Origin of the sequence: Rummeliibacillus sp. TYF005 (genome assembly GCF_003844195.1) — a bacterium.
Classification (GTDB): Bacteria; Bacillota; Bacilli; order Bacillales_A; family Planococcaceae; genus Rummeliibacillus.
In genome coordinates, this window is the sequence record NZ_ML122590.1 from 1 (window position 1) to 17202 (window position 17202).

Here is a 17202-nt window from a genome sequence, read left to right on the forward strand (position 1 = left end):
CTTGTTCAGTTTTCAAGGTTCATATCATGTCATTATCTTAACGACTCATTTATTATATCATCATAACGTTTGATTGTCAACAACTTTTTAAAAGTTATATTCAATTAAGTTATACTAGATATAACTTGTTGTCTCTTAACGACTTTAATATCATATCATATTAACTAATTGATGTCAATATAAATATTATATTAATAAAGTAAAAAATACATATTGCAATCAAATCAGCAACCTATTTAATATATCACATGACTACATTTATTACAAGCCTATAGAAAAAAATAATTAAAACCCGCTAAACATGCAACTAGTATTACTCCCGGGATTCCTAAAACTCCAACAATAAGGATTGAGGCAAAGTTCACCGGAATCCATAACCCTATATAACCCGCTCCATAAGAAAGTACATATAACACGCAGAATGCCAGCGTAATACGGAAAGCGACATTTGAAAATAGCTCTAGAATGTTCCGCACACCCTTTGGTTTACTAATGATCCAATAAAAAACAAACAGTATCCCCATCAAGCTAATTATAAGCTTGGCCATATTAATCACACTCCATTAATATATGTTGTAACTGATATATATGACAAGGATACTATCTGTCATTCGTTATTTAATTAAAATTTTACGGATGCGAGCTTCTTTAAATAAGTAAAAATGCTTGCTTTCAGCAATTTTCCGTTGAGCAATAATATTTAAATCATAATCAACCATTAAATTCTCAATATTTTGTGTGCGTTGCCATTCCTCTTTTGTATGGCGCATTAGCTGAACAAGCTTATCATCATATTCCTTACGTAGCTTTTGTTTTCGAAAAAACATTTCTTCATGCACCCCATTCTACAATTCGCGTCTACCTTCTAACGCTCTTGATAAAGTCACCTCATCCGCATATTCTAAATCTCCACCCACAGGTAAACCATGCGCAATACGTGTTGTACGAATTCCAGATGGCTTAACAAGACGAGAAATATACATAGCAGTAGCTTCACCCTCGATTGTGGGGTTGGTTGCTAATATCAATTCTTGAACTTCTTCATTTTGTAATCTTTTTAATAAAGATGGAACATTAATATCTTCTGGTCCGATACCATCCATTGGGGATATGGCACCTTGCAATACGTGATATAAGCCATGATAATCGCGCATTTTCTCCATCGCAATAACATCTTTTGTATCTTGTACAACACAAATCGTTGAACGATCACGTTGTGGATCTTGACAAATATGACATGGATCTATATCTGTAATATTGCCGCAAACTGAGCAATAACTTAAATTACGTTTTGCATCTACTAGAGCTTTTGCAAAGTTAAGCACTGTATCTTCTTGCATCGTTAACACAAAAAACGCCAGTCGGGACGCTGTTTTCGGCCCGATACCTGGCAATTTCATAAAACTATCGATTAGTTTGGATATTGGTTCAGGATAATGCATCCTAATTCCTCCTAGAATCCAGGAAGGTTCATTCCTTTAGTGAATTGGCCCATTGTTTCATTTGTTGTTTCATCTACTTTAGAAATTGCAGCGTTTGTAGCAATTATGATCATGTCTTGTAATAATTCTACATCTTCTGGATCTACAACATCTGGATTAATAAGAACCTCTTGTACTTGTTTTTGACCATTCATTATTACTTTCACAAGGCCATTACTAGCAGTACCTTCAAATGTTTGTACAGCAAGCTCTTCTTGTGCTTGCATCATTTTCTTTTGCATTTTTTGCATCTGTTTCATCATATTATTCATGTTACCCATTCCACGCATTTTAAAATTCCTCCTAATATTAATTTACTCTTCTATCTTCACAAAATCTTTGCCAAATAACTTTTCAGCTTCTGAAACTAATGGATCTTCTGAGGATTGTTGTTCTTCAACTAAAATAGATTGTACAACCTCAGATGTTTGTTCGCCAACTGTTTCTTCATGTTCACTCTTTCTATCCATATTATGGTGTTGGATAAAATCAGTTCTAATCTTTTGCCAACTATTTTCCGGTACAAATACAATGTCGTATATTTTACCAGTAACTCCGGCCATATATTGGACAAAGTTAGAAACTAATTCTTTGTTATCTGCGGCCATTTGGCAATGGATCTCATACTTGAATTTTATCACAAAAGCACTTTCAGATGCCGCTACCGGTTCTGAATCTTCTAATAAAGCTGACTGTGATTTTGGTAATTGATGAAGCACGTCTACCCAAGCATTTTTAACCGTTTGAATATCGCGTTTTGTAGCTACCTTCAAAACTTCCTGTATTCGTCCAACAGGAACATTAAATTTACTAGTAAGTTTCGCATGCTGTCTTTGTTTAGGGGGTGCTTGTTGTTGAACAACATGATCGCCTTGTTGCATTTGATGAACCAATGTTTCTAAAACTGTGAGTTTTGATTGTAACTCAGCAACTTCCGGTATACTCACGTCACTAAAAGTACCTGTATTTGTAGGTATCACAGATTGTGATTGAGACATTTTCAACAATGCTGTTTCCAAATATACTTTTGAATGTAAAGATAGACGCATCTCCTGCTGTGTTTTCGAAAGAATATCGATATAGCTATACAATGTATCCATCGAAAAATTATTAGCTAACGATTTAAATTTCTCATCTGTAGTTGCCAATTCAAGTAGATCACCTAAATCAGGTGCTGTTTGAATTAACAACAAGTCTCTAAAGAATGTAATAAGATCTTCAGAAAGGCGAACGGCATCTTTTCCTTCATCCATTAACTGTTCAAGCATAGCTAATACTTTTGCTACATCCTTATCAGCTAAACTTTGTGCCAGCTCATAAAATATATCCTGGCTAATAGAGCCAGTTACAAAAAGTGCATCATCCAGTGTTAACGATTCACCACTAAATGACACTACCTGATCCAACATACTCAAGGCATCACGCATACCACCGGCTGCTGATTTTGCGATGACTTTCAATGCTTGTTCATCATACGGTAATGCAATATCTTCTAGAACAATCTTCATACGTTCTAATATATCGTTAGACGATAGCCTTTTAAAATCAAATCTTTGACATCTTGAAATGATTGTAGCAGGTATTTTATGAGGCTCAGTTGTTGCTAATATGAAAACAACATGGGCTGGAGGTTCCTCTAACGTTTTCAGTAATGCATTAAACGCGCTTGTTGAAAGCATATGAACTTCATCAATAATATAAACCTTATAACGTGCACTTGCCGGAGCAAATCGAACCTTTTCTATTATTTCACGCATCTCTTCAACTTTTGAATTAGAGGCTGCATCAAATTCAATAACATCTGGATGGGACCCATTTGAAATGCTTTTACATGTAGCACATTCATTACACGGTTCATCAGTTGGTGCATGTTCACAATTTAAAGCTTTTGCAAAAATTTTCGCAGTACTTGTCTTCCCTGTACCACGTGGGCCAGAAAATAGGTACGCATGAGTTGTTTTGTCGGCTAGGAGAGCATTTTGAAGTGTTCGTTTTACATGAGACTGCCCTGACATTTCTCTAAATGATTGCGGGCGATAAACTCGATAAAAAGCTTGATATGCCAACGTTATTCTCTCCTTTCTGCCATAACAGTTTAATACAAATATTATAGCATAAGCTCGGATGATTAGCCTTTATTTGTATATGTATAAAAAAGAAAAAACTCACTTACCTAAAAGGCAAGTGAGTTTGGAATTTACACAGTCAATGCCGTGCACCTTTCCTCGACAGCCGTACATAAGCGTTACTCTTGTCGTTAGCTCAGATTAGGCTACCCCGCGGCACATGAGTGAGACCACTTAATGCTGCTTCCTTCCGGACCTGACATGGTTCATGGGGACTCATTGCGCAGGACCCAATCGTCAACGCTACGTGCAAGAGGCAGACCAAACATACGGACAGCCTCAAAAAGGAATTCAGTCTCGCTAAAGCGGATTGCGAGTTACAGGACACCGCTACCTTCCCACCTAGCACGGCATCTATTAGTATACGAACTTCTACTAAAAAAATCAACTAAAATACGTGATTTCATTAAAATGAACTATTATAAAAAGAAGTGTATCCATTAATAACGTTTTTTCAAACCTTAATTAACCGAAAGTTCTTTCGGTCATTCATAGAAAAATATAAAGGCCTAATTTAGATTAAAAAATTTTTTAAAACTGTTGACTAACAAAATAAATAATGATAAAGTATATTTTGTCAGTAAGACAACAAAACAATTTGGAGGAATACCCAAGTCTGGCTGAAGGGATCGGTCTTGAAAACCGACAGGCGGGTCAAACNATTTTTATAAAAACACGCGCATATTGAGATTGTATTCGTTGCATATTGTAACGAATTTTTCTTTTTATAATTTAATCTGAAAATTTCAAACAAACTATATAGTTTGTTTTTTTATTTTGACCTCTATTAGCTGTAAATATGCCCCAGCTGTAACCTCCAACTAGTTAGAAAGAATAGACTTCAGGTTATAAGAAAAATGGCGGTCTTTAAAATATATGAAGGTTCATTTATTATTTCTCCGAATAATCTTCAGCAATTCTTCTGGATTTTGAACAATCAATATACTTTCATATTGTTCCTGTAACATAAAACCCTCATTCACCATATATTCAAGCTGTAATTTTAAAAGTCGATAATACTCATTTATATTATATAGACATACCATTTTTTGGTGCTGACCAATTTGTGATAATGTCACCACATCAAAAAACTCGTCCATAGTCCCTGCTCCACCCGGTAAAGCAATTAATAGGTCAGCTAATTCAAGCATTTTACACTTACGTTCATGCATTGTACTTACATAATGTAGTTCTGTTATTTGCCCATGAGTAACTTCTTTCCATTGCAAAAAATTCGGCATAACCCCTATAACTTTACCGTTGTTTTCAAGTACTGCATTTGCAACTATTCCCATAAGACCTTGGTTAGAACCGCCATAAACAATATCCAAATCATTTTTTGCCAAAAATGCACCTAATTCTTTTGCCTTTTCTGCATAAATTGGGTTATTTCCTGTTTTTGAACCGCAATAAATAGCAACACGCATACTATCCCCCATCATCCGTTATTATTCTAAATTTTATATGACTACTTATATCATATATTGGACCAAATAAGAAACTATAAAATGAATTGTTACATGCTGTTGCCTTTATGATTTCTACTTAATTTCTTAAAACTGTTTAGTTAATAGATGTAATATCCTAATCACGTATGCTGCCAATGTCTTTTTACTGATATAAAAAAACTGTTTGGGAAGTTACTTCTAATAGCTTCCAAAACAGTTCTAAATTTATTATCTTCTACGTAGATGAGATGTTTGTTCCATAAAATGACCAATTCGTTCTAAAATAATTTCGATTGTATCTGGATTTTTCATTAAATCATAATCATTAATATCTAAACGAAGTACTGGGCAAGCATTAAAATTATCAATCCAATTTTCATAGCGATTGTGCATTTCATACCAGTATTCTTTATCTGTTTGTTGTTCCATCGGGCGTCCACGTTCTACGATACGACCAATAATATCATCAATCGGGCCTTCAAGATATATTAGTAAGTCAGGGTGTGGGAAATATGGTGTCATTACCATTGCATCAAATAAATTTGTATATGTTTCATAATCAGTCGGGCTCATCGTCCCTTTATCAAAGTGCATTTTTGCGAAAATGCCTGTATCTTCATAAATCGAACGATCTTGGATAAAGCCTCCGCCATACTCAAATATACGTTTTTGTTCTTTAAAGCGTTCAGCAAGGAAATAAATTTGTAAATGGAAACTCCATTTACTAAAATCATCATAAAATTTATCTAAGTATGGATTTGTGTCTACTTTTTCAAAAGAAGTACGAAAGTTTAATGCTTTCGCTAATGCATTTGTCATCGTAGATTTTCCCACACCTACTGTTCCTGCTATTGTAATAACGGCATTTGATGGAATACCGTATTTTTCTCTTAAATTCATGCCTTAAAGCTCCTTTTTTCTAACGTTTCCTCTACTGTATTTAATATTTTTTGTAGATCTGTATCATTGTGTACAAAATCCATATCATCCCCATTAAAATGAATGACAAGGATATCTGGATGTTCTTGTTCAAAAGCACTTATAAATTCATGATAGTCCACTACTAATTGTTCCATATATTCTCTAGAGATCATTTTCTCGAATTCTCGACCTCTCATTGCAATACGTTTCATCAATGTATCTACACTTGCATAAAGATAGATTACTACATTCGGTTTAATCATATCTTCTGTTAAAATTCGATAAATTTTCTCATATTTATAAAATTCTAATGATGGTAATGTACGTTTTGCAAAAATCAGGTTTTTAAAAATATGGTAATCAGCCACTACTGGTTGGTCATTAGCTAAAATATATTCTTTAATATCATTTAATTGCTTATATCGATTACACAAAAAGAACATTTCCGTTTGAAAACTCCATTCATCAATATCTTCATAGAATTTATCTAAAAATGGGTTTTCATCTACAATTTCCTTTAATAAATGAAAATTAAATGTCTCGGAAATTATTTTAGAAAGTGACGTCTTTCCAACACCAATAGGCCCTTCTACCGTGATAAACGGCACAGGCATTAGAAATCCCCCTTTGTTTACTTTTTAGTCAATGTCTATAATTCTAACACAGTAGAAAAATGTTGGACAGTAGGAAAACAGTTTATCATAAAGACGTTCTATAATTAAATAATTATTACTAGAATCTAATAAACACTATGTTCCTTCTATGCCAAGTAGTATAAATAAAGGATTAATTAGAATTGAATCGAGCATTCAATTCTAAAACACTTTACTACAATATTATCTCCCATAAAAAAGAAGAGACCTGACGATAATCGTCAAGTCTCTTAATTCACAATTATACGATATGTTCCACATGAAACATTTGTTGTAAGAGCGCCCAATTTTGTGGAAAAGAAAAGCCGAGATGCCAATAAGCAATACCCTTTAATCCTAATCTCTGCAATAATTTGAACTTTGCCTCTATAGATCTAGCATCTTCAAACCAAACGACATGTTCCACTCCATCTTTCCAATAGTGAAAAAATGGTGCTTGTGCAACTTCATCGTATGAAATCGCCGCATTGTTTTGCCTTGCAAGATCAATGGCATACTGTGCACTAACAGCAACAGCATTAGGGTTACCTACCTTATATGGCAACTTCCAATCATAACCGTATAAATTCTGCCCCATCATAATTTTATTAGCTGGAATATCCTTTACTGCATATTCAAGAACTTGTGTTACTGGGGTAATAGGTGATACAGCCATTGGTGGTCCACCGCTATATCCCCATTCATACGTCATTATGACAACAAAATCTACTACTTCTCCAATTGCTTTATAATCGTGCCCCTCATACCATTTTCCAGGCTGATTAGCACTAGTTTTAGGGGCTAGTGCTGCTGAAATTGTTAATCCTTCAGGATGAGCTTTTGAAGCTAACCTTTTTAGAAAATCTACATATTTTTCCTTATCTTCTGGAGGTAAGTATTCAAAATCTACATGAATGTCTTTTGCATTATGTTGTTTTGCCTCCTTTATCGCTGCTCCAATGATTAAATCTTGCAAATTGGTATCCATAAAAATTTCATGCGCTAATGTATCGCTAAATGCACCATTTTCTATATTAGTGAGTACAACTGCAGAAGCTGTTCTATTGGCTGCTGCAACTTCTTCTAAATCTCCCCAATTGAGAGAAGTCAATGTACCATCCCTCTTTACTTCATATGCAAATGGCATCATATAAGTAAGTAATGGACCTCTTTTACTTAATTCCTGTGAGAGTCGTGCTGGTACCTCATTCGTATACCACTCTACATATGCATTTGTAGCAATTGCTTTACGATTTGGATTTGGCGTTTCAGGTAAAACGAGCGTTTGTCCGACTACCAGTACATCTGGATTCGATAATTCATTCAATGCAACTATTGTTGCAACTGTTGTATTATAATCCCTTGCAATTTTATATAAACTATCTCCCTGTTTTACAACGTATATCAAAGAAATCCCCCTCTATATATACATGATGACTAATCATATGCCACTAACTTGAAAATCATGCTAAACTATTTGGCAAGGAGAGTGTGAAAATGAACAAAGATCATCAATTTATGCAAATTGCACTTGAAGAGGCACAGCAAGCAGCTGAACTAGGGGAAGTTCCAATTGGTGCAATTATTGTCTATCGAGATGAAATAATTGCACGTGCACATAATTTAAGGGAAAATTCTCAAAATGCTGTAACACATGCTGAACTAATGGCTATTCAACATGCCTGTGATGTTATAGGAAGTTGGCGTTTAGAAGAAACAACGCTATACGTTACATTAGAGCCTTGTCCAATGTGTTCGGGTGCTATTTTACAATCTCGAATACCACGCGTCGTATATGGAGCTCGTGATTTAAAAGCTGGCTGTGTCGACTCGCTCTACCATCTTTTAAACGACAGTCGTTTCAATCATGAGTGTGAAGTAACAGAAGGAGTCATGGCTGAAGAGTGCAGTGCGATGCTAACAAATTTTTTTAAAGCTTTACGTATACGAAAAAAAGAAGAGAAAAGACTCCGTAAACAAACAGAAGGAAATTAAAAAAACATATAAAAAAGGCCACCCAAAATGAATAAATCATTTTAGGCAGCCTATTTACTATTATTTAGATAGTGCTGGAATTACTTCTATTCCACCCATATATGGTACAAGTACTTCTGGTATTTTTACACTTCCATCAGCTTGTTGATAGTTTTCCAAAATAGCTGCTACAGTACGACCGATGGCAAGACCTGATCCGTTTAAAGTGTGGACATACTCAGGTTTTGCACCTGGTTCGCGACGGAAGCGGATATTTGCACGACGAGCTTGGAAGTCTTCAAAGTTTGAGCAAGAAGAAATTTCACGATACATGTTTTGTGCTGGTATCCAAACTTCTAAGTCATATTTTTTAGCTGCTGTAAATCCAAGATCAGCTGTACACATTTTAAGTTTACGGTATGGCAAACCTAACAATTGAAGAACTTCCTCTGCATGACCAGTAAGTTTTTCTAATTCGTCATAAGAATCTTCTGGTTTTACAAAACGAACAAGTTCCACTTTATTGAATTGGTGTTGACGGATTAAACCACGTGTATCACGTCCAGCAGAACCTGCTTCAGAACGGAAACAAGCACTAAAAGCAGTAAATGCTTGAGGAAGTTTTGCACCATCAAGAATTTCATCACGATAATAGTTTGTTACAGGTACTTCAGCAGTTGGAATTAAGAAATAATCCGGTTTTTCAACTAAAAATGCATCTTCCTCAAATTTTGGAAGTTGACCTGTACCAGTTAAACTTGCACGGTTTGCCATGTATGGAGGTAGCATTTCTTCATAACCATGTTTGTCAGCATGTAAGTCCATCATAAAGTTCCAAAGAGCACGTTCAAGACGAGCACCTAAACCTCTATAAAACGTAAAGCGACTACCTGTTACTTTACCTGCACGATCAAAATCTATAATTCCAAGTTCTGGTCCAAGATCCCAATGTGCTTTAATTTCAAAATCAAATGTTGGTACTTCTCCCCATTTATATACTTCTTCGTTATCATCTTCAGAATCACCAACAGGTACACTTTCATGTGGGATATTTGGAAGGCGCATCATCATATCATTAAACTTAGCTTCAACTTCGTTCAATTCTTCATCTAATTTTTTTATTTCTTCCCCAACTTCACGCATACGAGCAATATCTGCATCTGCATTTTCTTTGTTACGTTTCTTTTGCGCAATTGCTTCAGAAGCTTTATTACGTTCTGCTTTTAAAACCTCTGTTTTTGCAATTAAATCACGGCGTTGTTGATCCCATTCTTCAAAGTGATCAATTGTACCAAGGTCTTCATTACGATGGGCTAATTTTTCTTTGATTTCCGCATAGTTTGCGCGGACACGTTTAATGTCTAACATATTTATTCCTCCAGTTGTATATTCGATTTTAGAGAAGTAGTTTAAAAAATAAAAACAAAAAAGCCCTCATCCCCTGAAAGGGACGAGAGCATACCCGCGTTGCCACCCTAATTGAATAGACATTGTCATGTCTACTCCTCTTGTTTCATAACGGCTTAGAACCGGCTACAGCTTACTAAAAGTTCAACTGAGCAACTCCAGGACGGATTCACAAGTGCCTTTATCGACTTCCACCAACCGTCGACTCTCTAAAAAAAACATACTTGTTACTACTTCCTATCATCGTGATAAATTTTAAGTTACCCATACTTTACAATACATTCTTAAGTTGCGCAAGTATTGAACGCTTACTTTCCTCCACCATATGAACAAAATATTCTATTATACGCGTATCTTCTGCTAATTCCGGATGAAAAGAGCATCCGAGATATTGACCATCACGTGCGAGTACTATTCGCCCTTCATATTCACCCAAAATTTCTACATTTGCACCGACTCGAACAATATGAGGCGCACGAATAAAGATAGCAGGAAAACCATTACCTATTCCTTTTAAATCTAACAATGCTTCAAAACTATTTATTTGACGTCCAAATGAATTCCGCTTAACTTCTACATTCATTGCACCTATATGTGTCTTATTCTCATCTATAATTTTATTAGCAAGGAGGATTAAACCCGCACATGTACCAAACATCGGCTTACCAGATAAAGAGAAACGCTGTAATGCGGGCATTAAGTCATCATAATCAATGAGCTTTCTCATAGCTGTACTTTCCCCACCTGGTATTACAAGACCATCTATATCCTGTAATTCCTCTTGATGTTTCACCTCTATAGCTGTCGCACCAACCGCTTCAATTGCGTTAAAATGTTCTCGTACAGCTCCTTGTAAAGCCAATACTCCGATTTTAACCATATTACCATCCTCGCTCCTGCATACGATCTTGTTGTGAAAGTTTTGATATATCCATTCCTTTCATTGGTATACCAAGGTCCTTTGATACTTCAGCGATTAACTTATAATCTTGATAATTTGTTGTAGCTTCTACAATTGCACGAGCAAACTTCTCTGGATTTTCAGATTTAAAAATCCCCGAACCAACAAATACCCCATCTGCACCTAACTCCATCATTAATGCAGCATCTGCAGGAGTCGCTATACCACCCGCAGCAAAATTTACCACCGGTAAACGTCCTAAACGATTTATTTCAAGTAAAACTTCAAAAGGTGCTCCTAACATTTTTGCCTCGGTCATTAACTCATCTTTTGCCATGTTCGCCACCTTACGAACCTGTGCATGGACTTTTCGAATATGTCGGACAGCTTCAACAATATTGCCAGTTCCAGGTTCTCCTTTTGTTCGTAACATAGATGCCCCCTCACCTATACGACGTGCAGCCTCCCCTAAATCGCGGCAACCACAAACAAACGGTACAGTATATTCACTTTTTAATAAATGAAATTCTTCATCTGCTGGTGTTAACACTTCACTCTCATCTATATAATCGACGCCCATTGATTCAAGCACACGTGCCTCTACTTTATGTCCAATGCGTACTTTTGCCATCACTGGAATTGATACAGCATCCATTACCTCCTCAACTATACGAGGATCTGCCATTCGTGCTACTCCACCGGCAGAGCGGATATCAGATGGGACACGTTCTAATGCCATGACTGCTACTGCGCCTGCAGCCTCTGCAATTTTAGCCTGCTCTGCATTAATAACGTCCATGATAACGCCACCCTTTTGCATCTCTGCCATTCCCCTTTTTACTCGTTCAGTACCTGTTTGAATAACCATTCCATTCCCTCCCAAAAACTAGTATGCTATTAGTATATTGAAAATTGACCATAACAAAAGATTCAGTTATTCGATTTTTAAAATGGTCAGTTAGGGGTGATATGATGGATATGTTAATGATTCAATTAGAAAAGGATTCCGCAACACCGCTTTATGAACAACTGTACGAGGAAATAAAGAAAGGAATTATCGAAGGGACAATCGCTGTTCAAACCAAGCTCCCATCTAAAAGAAAGCTCTCAGAATTTTTATCAATTAGCCAAACAACTGTAGAACTAGCATATGCACAATTAATAGCAGAAGGATATATTACTTCTAAATCACGGGTTGGTTTTTTCGTTGAAGCAATCGAAGAATTAGCTTACGTAGAAAAGACAACTTCTCAACAAATGATTAAAACTACTAAAAAGCCCAAAATCCTAATTGACTTTAACCCGGGGAAAATTGATACATCTTCTTTTCCTTTTACTACATGGCGTAAGTATGCAAAAGATGCTATTGATGACCATAAACAAGATTTGTTACTAATAGGTTCCCCTCAAGGTGAACAAGAATTACGCGAACAAATTGCAAGTTATTTATATCAATCAAGGGGTGTTTTATGCTCACCAGAACAGATCGTTATAGGTTCCGGTACCGAACAGCTCTTGCCAATGATTATAAAACTATTAGGAGAGGATAATCTATATGCAATTGAAAATCCAGGTTATGCCTTAACACATCATATTTTTTCTCAATACAATCAAAGTGTAATTCCAATCGACGTAGATGAAGATGGCATGCAAATACAACAATTAGAAGGATCAAGTGCTAAAGTTGCTTATGTTACCCCATCTCATCAGTTTCCTACAGGAGCAGTTCTTTCTGCATCGCGAAGAGCTCAACTTTTAAATTGGGCTGCACAAGAGGAAGAACGATATATTATAGAGGATGACTATGATAGCGAATTCCGTTATATAGGAAAGCCAATTGCCTCTTTACAAGGAATGGATCATCGAGGAAAAGTTATATATATTAGTACTTTTTCAAAATCACTTATGCCATCTTTACGTATTGCATACTTTGTATTACCCGAAAAATTACTAACTCGATACCATGATATATTCACATACTATACATCTACCGTTCCTCGTTTTGAACAACATATGCTAACCCAATTTATGAAGGATGGCTATTTTTCAAAACACTTGAATCGTATGCGTAAAATTTACAGAAAAAAATTAGAAAAACTCACACAAGCTCTAGATCCATATGCCCCAACAGTTTCTATTTCCGGTGAGCAAGCCGGTATGCATGTTGTATTAACTGTAAGGAAAGAGATGAGTGCTACGGACTTGAGCAACATTGCACTACAACAAGGAATAAGGATTATACCTATCAAAGAGTACATGATTGCACCTACAGCTCAAAATCGAGAAGACCAATTTTTACTAGGGTTCGGAGGAATAGAAGAGGCTGAAATTACAAATACCATTCAAAAATTAATGGATTGTTGGAGAATTAGACGCACTGCAGATTAAATTAAGACTACAAAAACCAATCTTAGACTAAGAGCGCTTGATATTCATTAAATTTCCTAACTAAAATAGAATCTTACTTTATCATTTATAATATAAACAAAAGGGACCGGTTGTAAAACCAGTCCCTTTTGTTTATATTATTTAAAATAATCCTGAGAAGAATGCGCCAATTTTTTTAAGTGTAAGAGAGAACCATCCTACCTTTTCGGCAGTAACAGCAGTCACTACATCTGCACCGCTCACTGAGCCATCTATAAATCCATAATCTTTACCAGATTTTTTGTCAATTTGAACGTGTCCAACAACAGTTCCTTTTTTCGCCGGAGCATTCAATGACTCTTTATCTAGCACAAGTTTAGCTTGATAATCATCTACTTCGCTTGTTTTAACCATCATGGAAATTGAATCTTTTGTAGCTATCTTAACATTTTTTTCTTTACCATTTTTAACTGCTATTGATCTTTGTTTTTTAAATGTATAGCCAGCTGGCACGATTTCTTCAGTTGTAAATTGGCCAAAGCCATAATCAAATAGTTGACGAGCTGCTTTAAAACGAGCTATATGTGCTGCACCTTCTGCATGCATTACAACCGCAATTAGACGTGTACCATTGCGTTTTGCAGTACCTGTGAAACATTGTCCAGCATAATCCGTAGTACCTGTTTTAAGTCCATCTACGCCTTCATACTCAGATACAAGACCTGGCAACATAAAGTTCCAGTTATCCATTTTAATCGCATCATCTGTTCCTTCACGGAATGTTTTTCTAGGAATGCTTGAAGTTTTTAAAACCTCTGGATGATCTTTTAATAAATGATATGCAAGACGAGCAACTGATTTTGCTGGCATTTTATTTTCATCACTAGCTGATGTACCCTTTGGTTGCATACCTTGTAATTGTGCATTGTTAAGGCCTGTAGCATTTACAAAGTGATAACCCTTTAAACCAATTTCCTTAGCTTTTTTATTCATTAATGTTAAAAATTCAGTTTCAGATCCAGCAATAGTTTCGGCTATTGCAATAGTAGCAGCATTAGCAGAATAAATAGCCATTGCTTCATATAATTCTTTAATGGTATATTCGCCATCAGCACGTAATGGAACATTACTTAATGCGCGATCTTGAGAGATTTTGTAAGCATAATCTGAGACTTTATATTTTTGGTCCCACTTCACTTTACCATCATTTATAGCATCTAATAGAATATACTCTGTCAACATCTTTGACATACTAGCAATTCCAAGTGCCTCGTTAGCATTTTTTTCATACAAAATCTTACCAGAATCAGCGTCGATTAAAATTGCACCTTTAACATTTAACCCTAGATTATCAGTAGCGCTTGCTGTATTTCCTCCGGGTAGTAACGATACCATGCTAAACAAAAGAGCAATAGCTATCATTATACTAATTGTTTTGCTTTTTCTAGATGTCTTCACCTATTCTTACCTCCAATTATGTATAGATTTATCTCGCTCATTTTAACACAGAATATAGTGTTTCAACCATTAGATATTAAAAACACCCTTTCCGCAACATAAATAGTTACGAAAAGAGTGCTAAAGATACAAATTTAAGCTAATGAATAGTTTGGTGCTTCTTTCGTAATTTGTACATCATGTGGATGACTTTCTCTTAAACCAGCACCTGTCATACGAACAAATTGTGCTTTTTCGCGTAAATCATGAAGATCTTTTGTTCCACAATAACCCATTCCTGAACGAATACCACCAAGTAATTGATAGATAGTATCAGACAATGGTCCTTTAAATGGAAGTCTACCTTCAATACCTTCAGGAACAAGTTTTTTCGCATTCTCTTGGAAATAACGATCCTTAGAACCATTTTCCATTGCAGCAACAGAACCCATTCCTCGGTAAACTTTGAATTGACGTCCTTGGAAAATCTCAGTTTCCCCTGGCGCTTCAGATGTTCCTGCTAGTAAGCTACCTAACATAACAGCATGTCCACCAGCAGCTAGAGCTTTAACAATATCACCAGAATATTTTATACCACCATCAGCTATTATAGTTTTACCTTGACGACGTGCCTCTGTAGCACAATCATATATAGCTGTAATTTGTGGTACTCCTACACCAGCAACAACACGAGTAGTACAAATAGAACCAGGTCCAATACCAACTTTGACAACATCTGCTCCAGCTTCATATAGAGCTTTAGTAGCTTCTGCTGTTGCCACATTACCTGCAATAATGACTAAGTCAGGGTATGCAGCGCGGATATTTTTCACTTGATCAAGAACGCCTTGTGAGTGACCATGCGCTGTATCAATAACAATTACATCAACTTGTGCCTCAACTAATTTTTGAATACGGATTAAAGAATCTTTTGTTACACCTACAGCTGCGCCAACAAGTAAACGACCATGTTGATCTTTTGCAGCATTTGGATATTCCATTACTTTCTCAATATCCTTAATAGTGATTAATCCGGTTAAAACACCATCTTCGTCAACAATAGGTAACTTTTCTATCTTGTATTGTTGTAGCATTTTTTCAGCTTCATCTAATGTAGTACCAACAGGAGCTGTGATTAAATCCTCTTTTGTCATCACTTCATCAATTTTAATAGAGTAGTCTTGAACAAATCGTAAATCGCGATTTGTAATGATGCCTACTAATTTGCGATCTTCCATATTGTTTACAATTGGAACACCTGAAATGCGGTATTTCCCCATTAAATGTTCTGCGTCAAATACTTGATGAGAAGGTGTTAAGAAAAACGGATTTGTAATTACACCATTTTCAGATCGTTTAACTTTTTCAACTTGTTCAGCTTGTTCTTCAATACTCATGTTTTTATGAATGATACCTAAGCCGCCTTGACGAGCCATTGCGATTGCCATTGTTGCTTCAGTTACTGTATCCATCCCTGCACTGATAATAGGGATATTCAATTTAATCTTTGATGTTAAATTAACTGATAAATCTACTTCCTTAGGTAATACTTCAGAATGTGCTGGCACAAGTAGTACATCATCAAATGTTAAACCCTCTTTGGCAAATTTCGTTTCCCACATTTCTTAAACTCCTCCTATAAAAAATATATTAATTGTAAGGTTAACAACGTATGCGTTTACTTGTCAAGGAATCTAAGATAAGTAAGATTATTTAGATTTTTCTCACAATAAAGATTTAATGTCATTTTCTATTTTAGAAGGTGATGTTTGTGGAGCATATCTAGCCACTACATTTCCATTCCCATCAATTAGGAACTTTGTGAAATTCCATTTTATTCCTTCCGTTAGCAATCCTTTCTTTTGTGAGACAAGAAACTTAAACAAAGGTGACGCATTTTCACCCTTTACATCTATCTTAGCAAACATTAGAAATTCAACGTTATAATTCAACTGGCAGTATGCTAACGTTTCGTCTATATTAGCAAACTCTTGATTATTAAACTGACTACACGGGAATCCTAGAATAGTAAATCCTTTATCTTGATACTTTTCGTAGAGATCTTGTAATTCTTTAAATTGTGGTGTAAAGCCACATTTACTTGCCGTATTAACAATTAACATTGGATTTCCTTTGAACTGTTGTAAATCCTGTTTCTCTCCATTCGTTTTCTCAACAATAAAATCGTAGACACTTGTCATTCTCTTTCCTCCTTCTAATATTCGTCCTATCCTTTTGGCTTTGTTTTAATACATATACTTTTGGAATTTTTCCTTAAGTAAGAAGAAGATACTTATAAAAATAGAGTGCAAGTCCTCTAGTTGAAAGTAAAATATTAAATATCTCGTATTTTAGTAACACAAAGCTCTTATTATAAGAGTATTCTTTTAATATTTTCTCTACAACACATAAAGAAAATTTCATCATCTTTTTTAAAAGTTTGTTTGTAAATAATATTCCAGTAATATTTTGTATAAAAAAAGCGCAACTGAATAAACAGTTGCGCTT

At 35.5% G+C, this 17202-nt stretch carries 17 protein-coding genes, 1 other RNA gene and 1 other annotated feature; of the genes, 2 read left to right on the plus strand and 16 right to left on the minus strand.

Going from position 1 to position 17202, the window contains the following annotated elements; translation table 11 throughout:
* Positions 1-269 precede the first annotated feature (269 nt).
* The 10 genes from CW357_RS18945 to CW357_RS16210 all read right to left on the minus strand — a co-directional run bounded on the left by CW357_RS18945 (position 270) and on the right by CW357_RS16210 (position 8016).
* Complete coding sequence (locus CW357_RS18945; protein ID WP_119416969.1) at positions 270-548, minus strand: pro-sigmaK processing inhibitor BofA family protein; 279 nt, start codon at positions 546-548, stop codon at positions 270-272.
* Between the two features lie 66 nt (positions 549-614).
* Positions 615-827, minus strand: a complete 213-nt coding sequence (locus CW357_RS16170) for a YaaL family protein (RefSeq protein WP_119416970.1) — start codon at positions 825-827, stop codon at positions 615-617.
* 18 nt (positions 828-845) lie between these two features.
* Complete coding sequence (gene recR / locus CW357_RS16175; RefSeq protein ID WP_119416971.1) at positions 846-1442, minus strand: recombination mediator RecR; 597 nt, start codon at positions 1440-1442, stop codon at positions 846-848.
* An 11-nt stretch (positions 1443-1453) separates the two neighbouring features.
* Positions 1454-1771, minus strand: a complete 318-nt coding sequence (locus CW357_RS16180; protein WP_119416972.1) for a YbaB/EbfC family nucleoid-associated protein — start codon at positions 1769-1771, stop codon at positions 1454-1456.
* 24 nt (positions 1772-1795) lie between these two features.
* On the minus strand, positions 1796-3547 hold the full coding sequence (gene dnaX / locus CW357_RS16185; RefSeq protein ID WP_124218599.1) for a DNA polymerase III subunit gamma/tau: 1752 nt from the start codon (positions 3545-3547) through the stop codon (positions 1796-1798).
* Positions 3548-3692: 145 nt separating this feature from the next.
* An RNA gene (gene ffs, locus CW357_RS16190) (signal recognition particle sRNA large type) lies at positions 3693-3958 on the minus strand.
* Between the two features lie 533 nt (positions 3959-4491).
* Entirely contained in the window at positions 4492-5034 is a 543-nt protein-coding gene (locus CW357_RS16195; protein ID WP_206426830.1) for an LOG family protein, read from the minus strand.
* Positions 5035-5283: 249 nt separating this feature from the next.
* A complete protein-coding gene (locus CW357_RS16200) occupies positions 5284-5955 on the minus strand; it encodes a deoxynucleoside kinase (RefSeq protein WP_119416974.1) in 672 nt (223 codons plus the stop codon).
* On the minus strand, positions 5952-6590 hold the full coding sequence (locus CW357_RS16205) for a deoxynucleoside kinase (RefSeq protein WP_124218600.1): 639 nt from the start codon (positions 6588-6590) through the stop codon (positions 5952-5954). Before CW357_RS16205 ends, CW357_RS16200 begins: the two co-directional genes overlap by 4 nt.
* Before the next feature lie 280 nt (positions 6591-6870).
* On the minus strand, positions 6871-8016 hold the full coding sequence (locus CW357_RS16210; protein ID WP_119416976.1) for a glycosyl hydrolase family 18 protein: 1146 nt from the start codon (positions 8014-8016) through the stop codon (positions 6871-6873).
* An 89-nt stretch (positions 8017-8105) separates the two neighbouring features.
* Between CW357_RS16210 and tadA the strand changes: the two genes are divergently transcribed.
* Entirely contained in the window at positions 8106-8603 is a 498-nt protein-coding gene (tadA, locus tag CW357_RS16215) for a tRNA adenosine(34) deaminase TadA (RefSeq protein ID WP_199670777.1), read from the plus strand.
* Positions 8604-8663: 60 nt separating this feature from the next.
* On the opposite strand, the gene serS is transcribed toward tadA, so the two are convergent.
* The 3 genes from serS to pdxS form a co-directional block, all read right to left on the minus strand.
* Positions 8664-9950, minus strand: a complete 1287-nt coding sequence (serS, locus tag CW357_RS16220; protein ID WP_119416978.1) for a serine--tRNA ligase — start codon at positions 9948-9950, stop codon at positions 8664-8666.
* Positions 9951-10025: 75 nt separating this feature from the next.
* Positions 10026-10242 (minus strand) — a binding site (T-box leader).
* An 18-nt stretch (positions 10243-10260) separates the two neighbouring features.
* Positions 10261-10869 carry a pyridoxal 5'-phosphate synthase glutaminase subunit PdxT gene (gene pdxT / locus CW357_RS16225; RefSeq protein WP_119416979.1) on the minus strand — a complete coding sequence of 203 codons (609 nt, stop codon included), beginning with the start codon at positions 10867-10869 and terminating at the stop codon, positions 10261-10263.
* Between the two features lies 1 nt (position 10870).
* The gene (pdxS, locus tag CW357_RS16230) at positions 10871-11758 is read right to left on the minus strand and encodes a pyridoxal 5'-phosphate synthase lyase subunit PdxS (RefSeq protein ID WP_206426831.1); all 888 of its coding nucleotides are present in this window, start codon (positions 11756-11758) and stop codon (positions 10871-10873) included.
* A gap of 104 nt (positions 11759-11862) precedes the next feature.
* On the opposite strand from pdxS, the gene CW357_RS16235 reads away from it, so the two are divergent.
* Positions 11863-13278, plus strand: coding sequence for a MocR-like pyridoxine biosynthesis transcription factor PdxR (locus tag CW357_RS16235; protein ID WP_119416980.1), 1416 nt, complete (start codon positions 11863-11865; stop codon positions 13276-13278).
* Between the two features lie 141 nt (positions 13279-13419).
* Here CW357_RS16235 and CW357_RS16240 read toward each other — a convergent pair whose 3' ends face one another.
* The 3 genes from CW357_RS16240 to CW357_RS16250 all read right to left on the minus strand — a co-directional run bounded on the left by CW357_RS16240 (position 13420) and on the right by CW357_RS16250 (position 16895).
* Complete coding sequence (locus CW357_RS16240; RefSeq protein WP_369973820.1) at positions 13420-14715, minus strand: serine hydrolase; 1296 nt, start codon at positions 14713-14715, stop codon at positions 13420-13422.
* 134 nt (positions 14716-14849) lie between these two features.
* A complete protein-coding gene (gene guaB, locus CW357_RS16245) occupies positions 14850-16316 on the minus strand; it encodes an IMP dehydrogenase (RefSeq protein WP_119416981.1) in 1467 nt (488 codons plus the stop codon).
* A gap of 102 nt (positions 16317-16418) precedes the next feature.
* The gene (locus tag CW357_RS16250) at positions 16419-16895 is read right to left on the minus strand and encodes a glutathione peroxidase (RefSeq protein ID WP_124218601.1); all 477 of its coding nucleotides are present in this window, start codon (positions 16893-16895) and stop codon (positions 16419-16421) included.
* Positions 16896-17202: the final 307 nt, after the last annotated feature.